At 57.8% G+C, this 12,997-nt stretch carries 9 protein-coding genes; all 9 read right to left on the reverse strand.

Annotated features, from left to right (window positions below; translation table 11 throughout):
- Positions 1–32: 32 nt before the first annotated feature.
- Positions 33–3,818 carry a cobaltochelatase subunit CobN gene (locus tag JWG43_RS15295; RefSeq protein ID WP_205243818.1) on the reverse strand — a complete coding sequence of 1,262 codons (3,786 nt, stop codon included), beginning with the start codon at positions 3,816–3,818 and terminating at the stop codon, positions 33–35.
- Positions 3,819–3,837: 19 nt separating this feature from the next.
- Positions 3,838–5,325, reverse strand: coding sequence for a metallophosphoesterase family protein (locus tag JWG43_RS15300; RefSeq protein WP_205243819.1), 1,488 nt, complete (start codon positions 5,323–5,325; stop codon positions 3,838–3,840).
- 182 nt (positions 5,326–5,507) lie between these two features.
- Complete coding sequence (locus JWG43_RS15305; RefSeq protein WP_205243820.1) at positions 5,508–7,547, reverse strand: TonB-dependent receptor plug domain-containing protein; 2,040 nt, start codon at positions 7,545–7,547, stop codon at positions 5,508–5,510.
- A gap of 110 nt (positions 7,548–7,657) precedes the next feature.
- Positions 7,658–7,894 carry a hypothetical protein gene (locus JWG43_RS15310; RefSeq protein WP_205243821.1) on the reverse strand — a complete coding sequence of 79 codons (237 nt, stop codon included), beginning with the start codon at positions 7,892–7,894 and terminating at the stop codon, positions 7,658–7,660.
- Between the two features lie 158 nt (positions 7,895–8,052).
- Positions 8,053–9,264: an adenosylcobinamide amidohydrolase gene (locus JWG43_RS15315; protein WP_205243822.1), complete on the reverse strand. Its 1,212-nt coding sequence runs from the start codon at positions 9,262–9,264 to the stop codon at positions 8,053–8,055.
- A 27-nt stretch (positions 9,265–9,291) separates the two neighbouring features.
- The gene (locus tag JWG43_RS15320) at positions 9,292–10,026 is read right to left on the reverse strand and encodes an ABC transporter permease (protein ID WP_205243823.1); all 735 of its coding nucleotides are present in this window, start codon (positions 10,024–10,026) and stop codon (positions 9,292–9,294) included.
- Positions 10,026–10,862, reverse strand: coding sequence for an ABC transporter ATP-binding protein (locus JWG43_RS15325; RefSeq protein ID WP_205243824.1), 837 nt, complete (start codon positions 10,860–10,862; stop codon positions 10,026–10,028). Before JWG43_RS15325 ends, JWG43_RS15320 begins: the two co-directional genes overlap by 1 nt.
- Positions 10,863–10,873: 11 nt before the next feature.
- Positions 10,874–11,926: a magnesium chelatase ATPase subunit I gene (locus tag JWG43_RS15330; protein WP_205243825.1), complete on the reverse strand. Its 1,053-nt coding sequence runs from the start codon at positions 11,924–11,926 to the stop codon at positions 10,874–10,876.
- The coding region (locus tag JWG43_RS15335; RefSeq protein ID WP_205243826.1) for a vWA domain-containing protein at positions 11,923–12,997 on the reverse strand (1,075 nt) is incomplete at its 5' end. The genes JWG43_RS15330 and JWG43_RS15335, both read right to left, overlap by 4 nt.

A 12,997-nucleotide genomic window follows, 5' to 3' on the forward strand; every position in this document is an offset into this window, starting at 1 on the left:
TGCGTACATTTGCAAGTTCATTCCCCGGCTGCTCATGGATCGCGCCGCTCCAAGCGCCAGGTGGGTTGCCACTTGCGTACATCCTTACTGGTCAGGACATCGACCCTGGAGCCCTGAAACTCAGCATCCACCTCTCCGATCTGTTCTTCCATGTCGCCTTCGACCAACAGGGCCGCCTCCCGTACCATGGCCAGCAGCTGCGGGGATGCCTGCCAAAGGCCCCGGCTGTGGGCTTCCAGTAGACGGCGGGTCATTTCCTCCAGACCGTAGGGATTTTCCTGGCGCAGCCATTGCAAATTGTCCCTGTCTTCAATATAGGTGTGTACCACCTTGTCAAAATGATGATTTGCCACGGCTTGGGTGGTGGCGCTCCACTTGAACAGGGTGTTGACCTGGCTTGCCACGGTTCCGGCCCCCTGATAGCCCTGGCTCTTTTGCATTTGGATCCAGTGCCTGTTGAAGAGCTTGGCGGTCAGCGAAGCATCGATTTCCTCTTTCAGGTCGCGTACCGATAGATCACCTTCGGTATTGGCATCGGACCAATAGAGTCTGGTTGAATTGCCGCGCATCGATTGAGCGGCCACCGACATGCCGCCCAGACAGCCGGTGTAACAGCTGCAATCCATGAGGTCGTAGTCCGGAGAATATTGGCGCATATACGTGACATCCACGGTTTTCAGATTGGCGGCCCAGAGACGATGGGCCTCTTGTCCCGCTGCCCTGGAAAAACCGTTGACTCGATCCGATCCATAGGCATATCCGCCCCGGTTGATATAGGTTTCGGCCAGATCATCGCTCGTTTCCCAGGCCGAAGCATCGAGAATCAGGCCGACACCGGTACCGCAGGCGCCTGGTGCGGTGGAAAAGACGCGGAAGCTTGCCAGGCGCAGCAGTTCGTTTTCCGAGAGGTGTTTTGCCAGGTCCCGCCGCAGTTCCGCTACTCGCTCCCGGGTGTGCTTGCGGATATAATTCCTCTCCAGCGGCTCCTCAAGATTCCCGGCCAGTACCGCGGCTTCGTCGAGCAGATCAGCGAAATGCGGGACCATGTCGCGAAGAATGGAGCTGGTCTGGATAACCGCATCGATACGGGGTCGCGCAAGCATCACCCCATCTTCAATTGCCAGGGTCAAGTCATCCAGAGCAATGGGAATCACTCCACGCACCCGACCGGTCACTGTCCAGGTCGGTTGCATGCCCATGAGAGCAAGGATCTGGCAAAGAACCTCGCCGTCTGACTTGAAGGCGTCGATGCTCCACAGGCTGATACCGACACTCTCTGGAAATCGGCCCTCTTCCTGCAGATATTTGCGCAGCAGATTGTCAGCCAGATGCCGACCGACCTCCCAGGCTGCTGTCGTGGGCATGGCTTCCACGTCGCTGGTGAAAAAATTCCTGCCGGTGGGCAGAGCCCGGGTTTTGCCGAGGGCCAGAGAACCGGCCAGGCCAGGTTCTATAAAGCCGCCGTCCAGTGCTTTGAGCAGTTGGGGCAGCTCACGGCTGCTTTGGGCAATGCGATCTCCAATGTCGAGGCACCAGCGTTGCAAGTGCTGACAGCTACGATCGGCAATCCCGGAGGGGATCGCCAACGCGGAGGGTGACTCAATGAGGGCGCGGATCACACCTCTGGCATCCTCAAATTCATTGCCGGCGGGTGTCGGGTTCCAGGTGGCTATATCCTCCAACCTCGGGAGGTCAGCGGAGGGTTTACTCAGAATGGTGGTCAGCATGGTGGCTATGCCTTCGATATCCGGAGCACGGCCCAACCGGTGCGGCCTCTCCGGCATCAACGCCCGTCGGCTCCGGGCGAGCCGGCGGGAGAGCAGGTGCACGGCCTGCTCAAATCCATCAGGATCGTTGTCCTCGTCAATGGCTCCCAGTTGTTGCATCAGGGGCAGCATCCGCTCGCGAAGAACGGCTTGACGTTTGCTTTCATGGTGTCGACCCGCCTTCAGATACTGATCGAGGAGGTCTTCCAGTTCAGCACTGTCCCGATCCGGTGGAGCCGGTCGCCGCACCGGGGAGAGGTGAGTGACCAATACGGCCCGGCCCCGGCGCTTGGCAATCAATCCCTCGGCAGGTGCATCCATGATATAGAGATATATATTCGGCAAGTCATTGAGACTGATTTCCGGGAAACAGGACTCTGAGAGAGCAACCTGCTTGCCGGGCAGAAATTCAAGCGAGCCATGGGTGCCGAAATGGAGGACCACATCCGAATGCTCCCGGATATAGGCATACGTCGCCAGCCAGTGGGGCGGCGGGGAAAGATGGGGATCATGGAGAATGCGGCAGACTTCCCCATTACATTTGGCACCATAGCAGCCCCGCTTGGGCTGCAGCATGATCCGCAGGTTGCCGAAAACCAGGCCGGTGATCAGCAGGGTGTCCGCGCCGTTGTTGTTGAAAACCATGCCTTCACCGGGAAAGGGTCCCCAGTCGTTGTTCACACGTTCCCGGACCAGGTCAGGTAATCGCTCCAGCAGGCGGGCATATTCAGCACCGGTGAAGTAGTGGAGCACCCCGCCTTTCCGAACCATCTCATCGGTTGTTGTCCACCGGAATTCGGAAATAGCCTTACGTTCCAACAGCAGGTTCAGCAGGGCGGGGCCATCTTCGGGAGCATCACCGACCTCATATCCGGCTTGGCGAAGTGCACCGATCAAGGCGGCAAGACTCTCGAAGGTAGCCAGGCCTTCGGCCAATCCCAGGGTGGCCTCCACTCCCTTGCAGGGATTATTATGGAGGAGAACGGTCAGCCGTTTATCCCTGTTGGGCAGGTCGCGTAATCGTAACCAGCGGTGGAGACGGTGGCAGAGATGCTCGATTCGTTCCTCAAGGGGAAGGTATCGCCTGAATCGGAGCCCGGTCCGCTGATCGAGAGCCGGGGTCGAAGCGGCCACCACGGTGGGTTCGATCACCCCGGCCATTTCAGGCTGGGCCAGGCTGTAGACCGTGGATTGGGCTCCGGGGCCAAGACCACCGGCATCGGCCTGCCATTCCTCGGGAGTCTGGTGATGCAAGCGGAGGAGTTGAATCACCGGTACGTTGAGTTCCTCCAGGATTGTGATGTCCTCGGGCCGGGAAAGGAGTCGTCCGGCGAGCAGGTTGAGGCAGATATCCGGTGTCTCCTCCTGAAAAAAAGACAACCAGCCATACCGTTTTCGCAGGGGGAGACTGCTGTCGGCCATGCCTTCGGTGGTGACGCACAGCGGGGTCATTCCATGTCGTTCCAGGGCATGGATGAGCGCATCGATCTCGGCATGGTTGTTTTCGGTAACCTGGCCGTAATAACACAGCAGGCCAACCAGCGGCCACCTATTGGTTCCCTCGTTGTGCACCCGGTGCCATTGCAGGTACTCGGTTGTCGAGGCGAACAGGGCAGAGGCCCGGGGGTGGTAGACGCCGTGCGTCATGACCGGTTCAGGTGGTGCGGGCAGGCAGTCACGGCCGGTACAGGCGACAAGGTGGAGGATGGCGTTGTAATAATTGCTGACTGAAATGTGCTGAAGATACTCTGTAAAGCGGAGCGTTTGTTCAGCGGTGAAGGTGGAAAAGCCGTCCGGAAAGTCCTGACCGATACCGATGCGCCGGCTCACCCTGTCCGTGGCGGCTAGGATGTCTTCGTACCCGGGGAGATCGTGGAAAAGATGGCCGATGAACAGATCCACATGATGGTTGGCAAGAAAACCCAGGGCTTGTTGCACACTATATACCTGGGAGAAAAAATGCAGTGTAATTCCTTCCCGGGCAAGCAGGTCGCTGGCTTGAGACCAGGTGTGGACATGGAACATGTGGCCATGGATCAACAGGATGTGCATATGGATCTTCTCAGCTGGCTCAGGGGTGCTCGGGTAACTTTTCATGACACAAATCGACAAGAGGTATGAGCAGGTTTGTATACACAGCAAGTTGGTTGCCGTGGATACCGGTAAACTCCATTCGCAACCGCAGAGTCAGTGACTGCGAGGCGTCAGGCAGAAGAGGAGGAGAGCTGTCGAGGGTTGCGGACCAATCCGGATCTCGGCTGACCCATGATGCTGGATCGGTGGCTGCCGTGGTTATACCTGGTGGACAAGCGGGAAAGCAAGGGCTGGCAAACGAAGGGTTGGATACCGCGATACCAATCCCGGGAGGGAGATGACAGTTCAGACCATTTCCGTCGGGAAGACAGAGACCCTCGGCAAAACGGGGGGCGATCAACTGAACTTCGGATGGATCGTGTTCAATGGCAAGCAGGACCGGCAGATCGATGGGGTTGCCGAGATTGGAGATGGTGATTGACGGGGGAGCGGAATTGGGAGAATTAGTAACATCCCCGTCGCTGTTGATGCAGGATGGCGTGCCGGTGATCTCTCCTCTCAGTCCCCAGAGAATATAATCCAGCGCCTGCACTCGATCGGCATCGGTTCGGGTGGTGAAAGCAACTTCCTCGCCGGTTTCAGCATCCAGCAGCCGAGGTGTCAAGTGTCGGCCCTGCAGTTGGAGGACAGCTACCTGATGCATGCCGCCGGCTGGGCGGCTGGCGTTTTTGATCGCACCGCCGGTGGCACCGAAGATCAGATAGCGGATACCGTCGAGTTCACCATCGTCCTGGTCGTAATGGAAATGTCCCGCCAGCACGGCCACTACACCGTACTCCCGGAGCACTTGGTGCACTGGCTGCCAGCCGGCCCAGTTGTACCACAGCGGTTGATGAAGAAAGACGATGATTGCCTCGGCCTGCTTGTTCCGTTCCAGGTCACGTCGCAGCCAATCGAGCTGCTTTTCGGAGATTCGGGCCAGAAAGACATTACCCCAGCGGGGATCGGTGTGCAGGTGTTCCAGGGCATTGAGAGCAATGAAATGATACCCGTTGTGAGAGAAGCTGTAATACAGGCGCTGCCTGACCTCCGGAATATGCGCGGCGAGCAGTTCCTGGAACAACTTCTCTCTGGAGCGATCAGGGGAGTCAGGGAGGCGTTCCGGCGGGTTGACATCATGGTCGCCGGGGGTCAGGTACCAGGGTCTGCCAAGCGAGGAGAGAATGTCAACCGCTGTCTGGAAATCATTGCGAATTTCGGCCTTTGAGCGGGTGCTTTCCACCAGGTCACCGAGGTGGAGGACAAGATCGACCTCTTCTTGTCGCAGGGTTGCCACTCCCTTGGTCAGAATCCGGTACGATTCGACCAGATCGTTTGAACCGGTCTGGTCACCGAGGATGCCTATTTTCAGCGACGGGGTTCCATACAGACTGTTGACCGGCACCAGGATGAGCAGGAGCGTTGCCAGCGTCAGGCTGACAATGGGTGCGTAAAGGGGATGTCGTGATATAATGATGCCAGGCATACGTATTTCCTGTTTGCTGGTGGAGATGAGGCGTTGGTAAACGCTCCTCATACCTGGGTTAAACGGTCTTTGCCCCGCGCTTTAAAAGAGTGACCATAGTATTACATTGCGGTTTTGTGGATCATCCGCCACCGAACCCGAAAACGCTCTGGCCCGGCGGCGGATGCAATGCAATGAATGCTTCAGAAGTTCCAGGTCAGGCCGATGCGGTAATTACGCTCCGGCATGATGTACCCGCGGGCCCACTCCACTTCCTGGTCAAAGAGGTTGAGGATGCTGCCATTGATCTCCCAGCTGCCGGCGAAACGATAACGCACGGTCAGATCCCAAAAGGAGAAAGTGCCTTTTTCTTCGTTCATGAAGGTGTCAAAGTTGGTGATCATCTGGGAACCAACCAGGACATGACTGAGTTGAGCGCGTACTCCGGCATAGCCGAGATTGAGACCGGATTTGACCTCGTAATCAGAGATGTACAACAGGTCTTCCCCGGTCTGTTCGTCCTCTTTTTCGGTATTGAAGGCCATGTTCGACCACAGGGAGGCATCAAAGGGCAGATTGAAGGTCTGCCCCAGGATCCACTCGGCGCCGATTTCAAAACCAGCGATGGTGGCATCGCCATGGTTGGTGTAGGTCGTTATTCCCTGGCCGTTGTTGACCAGCGATTCCCGGACGATCTTGTCTTTCCAGTCGGTATGGAAGTAACTGACTGTCAGGCTCAGGTCGCTGTGGTAGACATCAAAGCCGATGTCGAAGGTGCGGCTGGTTTCCGGGTCCAGGTCCGGATTACCGAGAAAGCGGACTCCGGAGCGAACATCCACATAGTCTGCGGACAACTGATCAGCAGTGGGTGATTTGAAGCCGTCGCCGATATTGGCCCGCACCCGGAGCATTTCATCGAGGAATTTGACGCCTATGCCGAATTTAGGCGAGATGCGGTCATAGGTTTCACTCCGTTCATTGAAATCGGCATAGGTGCCGGTTTTCGCCCTTTTGGTGGTGACATCAAAGCGGTCGTAGCGGGCCGCGGCGATCAGGTTGACCCGGTTGTCGAACAGGTCCATGGAGTCCTGGATGAACAGGGCCTGATTGTCGTAGTCCAGACCCGGGGTTAAAGGTGTTGAGGGCTGAAAATTTTCCGTGCCACTGGATTCTTTTTCCAGGCTCTCGATGGTGAAGCCTACCAGGAGAGTGTTCCAGGACGTCATCCTCCAGGTGAACTGATGGTCGGTGCCGATGGTCTTGTCGATGTATTTGGTCTGGCTGGAATCTGGGTCGGGAAAACCCCAGAACCAGTGGTTTTTATCATAGAGATAATAGGCCAGGGCCTTCCAGTGGAGTTTACCGTCTAAAAATTCACCGTTGTATTCCAGATCGGCGTAGCCGATACTTTTGTCGCTGTTCTGACGGGCATTGGGATCATGGGCGGAATAGGTGATCCAGTTCCGCCAACTGGGAGATTCGCTGTACAGGTCCGAGTAGTTGCCGCCCAGGCGTACTTCATGGCGATCACTGAAGGTGTAGACAACATTACCACCGATTTCTTTCCTCTCTATTCCGGAGTTATAGACCGTGCCAAAGGTGGGATCGGAATAGTCGCCGATCTCGTCAATGCTCGCGGTAATGAAAAAACGGAACGTATCACTGACCTCACCGCCCGTGGACACCTGACCCTTGTAATAGTCAAAACTGCCGTACTCACCCGTGATGGAACCGCCCAGCGGGCCGTCGCCCGTTTTGGTGATCAGATTGATCACCCCGCCCATGGCCGCCGAACCGTACAGGGCCGAGGATGGTCCTTTGACCACCTCCACCCGTTCAATCCGGTCGAGGTTGATTTTGGCGGCGTTGCCGGTGCCGGTCCGGTGACCGTCGATCAGGATGAGGACATATCCGTTCAGATCGGATCCGTGGGAATCGCTGCGGAAACCGCGCAGGCCGACGGGGCTGAGCAGGCCATTGAATTTGTGAAAATGACCGGTGATATATTTACCGATCAGGTCGCCGACGTCCCTGGCCCCGGACATCTCGATCTGGTCGCGGGTGATCACCTGGGTGGTGATGGGAACGTCGATGGATTGCTGTTCCATGCGGCTGGCGGTGACCACCATTTCCCCGCCGCTTTGTACCTGCTGCTCTCCTGCCCCGGCCGGCAGGGCAATACATGGTGTCAGAGCCAGGGCAAACAGAATGTGATCGATTTTCATCTTGCTTCTCATCTTCATCTTTTCTCCATGTTGATGTTAGTTGTGGTGCTATTCTTTGTACAAGAGCGACCTGGATACATCATCTCCAGGCGTAGAAAACGAAAGCCGTATCAGCTGGTAAAAAAATATTAATGACCGGTGACGTACTTGCCGATTAGGTCGCCGAGATTCCTGGCTCCTGACATCTCGATCTGGTCGCGGGTGATCACCTGGGTGTTGCTGGGAACGTCGATGGGTCGCTGTTCCATGCGGCTGGCGGTGACCACCTTTTCACCGCCGCTCTGGGCCTGCTGCTCTCCTGCCCAGACCGGCAGAGCAATGCATGGTGTCAGAGCCAGGGCAAACAGAATGTGATCGATTTTCATCGTGCATCTCATGTCCATCGTTTCTCCATTTTGGTGTCCGTTATAGTATTGTTCTTCGTACAAGAACGACCTGGATAGATCATCACCAGGTGCAAAAAACGATAGCCGTACCAGTTGGTAAAACGTGTTGCTCAATACGTATCCGATCGGCCGACAGGTCACCGGTTTTCGGTGATACATTCCTCGACTACCTGATCGTCTGTGGCAGAAGCGTTGGTAAACGGTCGCCATTTTTCCGCAAACCCGAGGGCCAGAGACCGGCAGGCCAGTTCGATCAGGGCTGGGTTGTTGTTCTCGACCCGGGTCGGTGCCAGACGATGCCGATAAGTCTCCATGTGCTGATATGATCCGCTGACGGCGCAGGCAATCTGGGCGGCAAAACCGCCCATGACTTCACTCCAGCAGGACGCGGGCAAAACACCCCAGACGATCTTGTCGCGGACATGGGCCAGGGCTGCCACCGCGGCCACGGTCACGGGATCGCGTTGCATGGCATCGAAATTTTGCCGCAGCAGTTCCGCCTGATCACTGTTCAGGTGTCGGCAGATGGATTCCTCCATCAAGGCCCTGGTCAGGCCGAACCGTTCCAGGTGAATCTTGGCCGAGCATTGGCCGGATGGAGTGAGATTGTTCTGCCGGGCCAGGGTGCCCTTGATGGCCTCGTACACGGCCAGGCCGATCAGTTCGCCCAGTTTGGCGTGTTTGCCGGCGCTGGTCAGCGGTGGCACATCGTCATCCATGGCGGCCACGCCAATCTGATCCGTGCCGGTGCCGGTGGCCAGGCCATCGGAATAACGGGAATTAACCGCCAGTTCCTGCAGCACCGCTGTTTTTGCCTCGGTGGCGGTCATGATACAACGGGCCAGGGCGCCGGGAATCAGTGGTTTGCTGATGAAAAGCATGGTGTTAATGGTCCCGGGTCCGGGCAGGGCTTTGGTCAAAGGCAGTTTTTCAAAACCCGTGGCGGTCTCGACCACTGCAGCCGGGTCACCGATCCGGCCGGCATTGCCTTCAACCCCACCGGTACAAACCGCGGCCACGGTGAGATCGGCAAAGGAATGTACAGCGATGGCGGCGTTGTGCATGTTGGCCGCCGTTCCCAGAGTGGCGCAGTGTTCGGCAGGCAGGCCGTGACGTTCGCAGATGGATTGGCGATAGCTCAGGGGATCACTATACGCCATGGGCGATACACAGTGACTATGCCCAGCCGGTTCGCAGCTCTGATGGTTGTAGAGACAGTGAAGGTCTGTACGCAGGCCACCGGCGGCACGACAGGTGGAAAGCACCGTGTGGGGCCGGAGAAAACGGGCGTAGATGATTTTTTCGGCGCGGTGAATGGCCACACCGTCGTAGAAAGTGTCAATAAGCATGATGTGATCCTTATAATTTATGCGGGGTCAGTCCCTGGCCTGGTTGACCGAATGCAGAGCCAGCCAGAAAAAGAGGGCTCCGGTGACGACAAGAATCAGGTAATCCAATGCTTGAACCGGCTGGCCAAGAGCGCTGGCCCGGATAGCACTGGAGGCGTGGGTAAGAGGGAGGAAGGCGAGCAGGATCTGGGACCATTCCGGCAGTTTATCCACGGGAAAAAAGGTGCCGCCGAGAAAGGCCATGGGTGTGATGATAAAATTGGTCAGCAAACTCTGATCGGCATGCGATTTGACCAGCATGGCCAGACCAACGGCCAGGGAGGCAAAAACAAAACAATTGCAGAGCACCGCCAGCCAGAACAGGGGACCAAGGGAGAGGACAACGCCGAAGGGCAGACTGAGCAGGAGAATGACCAGCACCGCCAGCAGGGCCCTGGTGATGCCGGCCAGGACCTCGCCGGTCACATAGGCGAGATTGCTGATCGGCGCGGCCTGGAACTCTTCAAAGATGTTCCAGTAAAACCGAGCCACATTGATGTCGGTGGCAATGGAAAAGGCCTGGGTCATGCTGGCCATGGCTATCAGACCGGGAATGAGAAACTCCAGATAGGAGTGCTCTCCGAATTGAATCGAGCGCCCCAGGGCATACCCGAAGACGATCAGGTAGAGCAGGGGGGAAACAGCCATGCCGGCCAGGACCCGTTTGAACCGGTATTTGAGTATGAGCAGTTCACGGAGATAAACAGCTATGAATCCTTGCATCAGCGCACCTTTTTTCCTGTGAGGGCGAGAAAGGCATCTTCAAGATTGACCCGTCGCAGGGTGTAGCCCGCTTCCTGACCGGCTGTGGATGCGGTCGCCTTGTCTCTGGTTGCAAAATAGCGGGTTTGCATGCCTTCTCCATTGATCAGATCCATGGCCCATTGTCCCTGTTGTTCAATAAAGGCCCGGGGGGTATCAACAGCCACGATTCGTCCCTGATCGAGAAAGGCGACCCGACCACTGAGAAATTCAGCTTCCTCGATATAGTGGGTGGTGAGAAAGATAGTGGTCCCATCCTGCTGGACCCGCTTGATCAAAGCCCAGATGCGGCGACGAATGGCGGCGTCAAGCCCCACGGTGGGTTCGTCGAGGAACAGGATGCGGGGTTCGTGCATCAGGGCGCGGGCAATCATCAGTCGCCGCTTGAGACCGCCGGAGAGTTGCTTGACCAGGCTGTTTTTTCGGTCCTCCATCTCCACGTAGCTGAGCAGTTCGAAGATTCTGGTTCGGCGTCTGGTGGCATCCATGCCGAACAGCCGGCCATGGATATCCAGATTTTCGGTCACGGTCAGTTCACTGTCCAGGTTGATATGCTGCGGCACCAGCCCACACAGACGCTTGACAACCAGGGGTTCCGTCTCAATATCATGGCCGGCCAGCACCACCCGGCCACTCCCCTTGCGGGTCAGGCCGGTGAGGATACGGATGGTGGTGGTTTTGCCGGCACCGTTGGGCCCGAGAAAAGCGAACAGTTCCCCGGCCTCAACGGAGAGATCGATACCGGCCAGGGCCTGTGTGGCACCGTAGGTTTTCTGAAGCGCTTCGATGCGGATCATGTCTTTCTCCTTCATGCGTGGGCCGAGGACCGGCTTGGTTGCCGGCGCAAAGCCTGGACATTATCGGCGATCTCCATCAGGGGTTGACGCCGAACCCGGTGGGGCAGGACCAGATCGGCGGCGGTCTGGATATCCGCCGACGTTGCCTCGGTGCGGCCGTCGAAGGCAGCCAGGGTTTTTGCGGTCTTAAGCATGATGATATCACCGCGATGGCCGTCCACGCCGACCTCCAGACAGTAATCGGCGATTTCAAAAAGCAGCGGCCGATCCACCTCCACTTCCGGATAGAGGCTGCGGGCGATACGAATACGGTCGGCCAGGGCCTGCGATTCTTCTCTCCAGCGAGCTGCGAATTCTTCCGGATCAAGGTCAAAGGCCACCCGTCGTTCCATGATAGCCACTCGGTCGGCGGCGGTTTGGATACCCTCGATATGCACACAGAGTCCGAAGCGATCAAGGAGCTGGGGACGCAGCTCCCCCTCCTCGGGGTTCATGGTTCCCACCAGGGTGAAACGGGCTGGATGGGAAAAGGAGACGCCTTCGCGTTCGATGGTGTTGACGCCCATGGCCGCTGAATCGAGCAGGACATCAACCACATGATCATCAAGCAGGTTGACCTCGTCGACATAGAGAATGTTGCGGTGCGCCTGGGCGAGAATGCCGGGATCGACCCGTTTTTCTCCTTTTTTCAGGGCATGTTCGAGATCCATCGTGCCCACCACCCGATCTTCCGTGGCTCCCACCGGTAACTCCACCACCCGCACCTTGCGGCGGACAATGTCCGGTTGCTCGGTTTCGGGCGTGCCTGGTTGCAGGATCCCTCGGAGCGTGAGATAGGCGGCGTATTCCTGGTTGGGGTCCAATTGATACGGATCCTCGGCAAAGACCTCTATCTCGGGGAGGATGTCGGCCAGGGCCCGGACCGCCGTTGACTTGGCCGTCCCTTTCTCGCCGCGGATGAGAACTCCGGACAAGCCGGGATTGATGACGTTGAGCATCAGGGCCAGTTTCATCTTTTCCTGGCCGACAATGGCGGTGAAGGGATAGATCGGGCGTTTGTTCATGATTGCTGTCCTCGAACGATATTGACCAGGGCTTCCGCCTTGAGGTCGTCTATTTTGAAGTATTGGGCCTGCATGGCCGCAGCCAGCTGTCGGGCAAGGCCAAAGGTGACCAGGCCGGCCTCTTCGGTGTCGACCACGATGTAGCGGCTCCGTTCATCCCTGGTCAGAGCCGCGGCCAGGTGCAGGGATTCCTCCACCGGTCGTCGTTCGCCCAGGGCCACGTTGCATTTTCCATCGGTGATCAGAATGACGATGGGTTGTGCGGTCGGATTCTTCAGCAGGTAATTGCGCACCTGCTCATGACTCTTGGCCAGACCGGCTGACAGCGGTGTCCGCCCACCCACCGGCATCTCGGCCAGCAGTCGACCGGCCAGATCCACCGAAGTGGTGGGCGGCAGGTTGACATGGGCTTCGTTCTTGCGGAAGGTGATCAGGCTCACCCGATCCCGTTTCTGGTAGGCATCGAGCAGCAGGGACATGACCGCGCCCTTGGAAGCGGCCATGCGGCCCCGGGCTCCCATGGAACCACTGGCGTCCACGACAAAGAGAAGAAAGTTGCCGACCCTTTTTTCCCGGATTCGGCAGCGGATATCCTCTCGGGTCAGGTGGACGGCAAGGCCGTCATTGTGCGCACGGTGCCGCTGAAAGGGAGCAGCGGCCCGCAGGGTGGCATCCAGGGCGATGTCCCCATTATCCCGGAGGGTATTTTTCACGTATCGCCCTTTTTTCTCCGAGATCCGGCTGCGCGAACGTCGCCCCGATCCCCGCCGGACCACACGGTCCTTGACAGCGGCCAGGGGTTTGACCTTGAAGGTGGCGCCAATGGCAAAGACCTGTTCCTCCCGGTTATGGTCTCCATGGGGCTTGTTTTCCGAGGTCTCCTGTTCCTTTTCCTCTGCTTGTCGTACCGTTGGCTGGTTTTCGGGCTGCCGCGGCGGTGTTTGATCGGGCGGTCGGCTTTGCTGCTCTTGCGTCTCCGCGTCCTGCTGGGTCTGTTGTTCTTCCTGGTCCTGCTGTTGATCCTGATCGCTCTGACTATCTTGCGGTGGTGGGGGCGGCGGAGGCGGGGGG

Source organism: Desulfobulbus alkaliphilus (assembly GCF_016918545.1).
Lineage (GTDB): Bacteria > Desulfobacterota > Desulfobulbia > Desulfobulbales > Desulfobulbaceae > Desulfobulbus > Desulfobulbus alkaliphilus.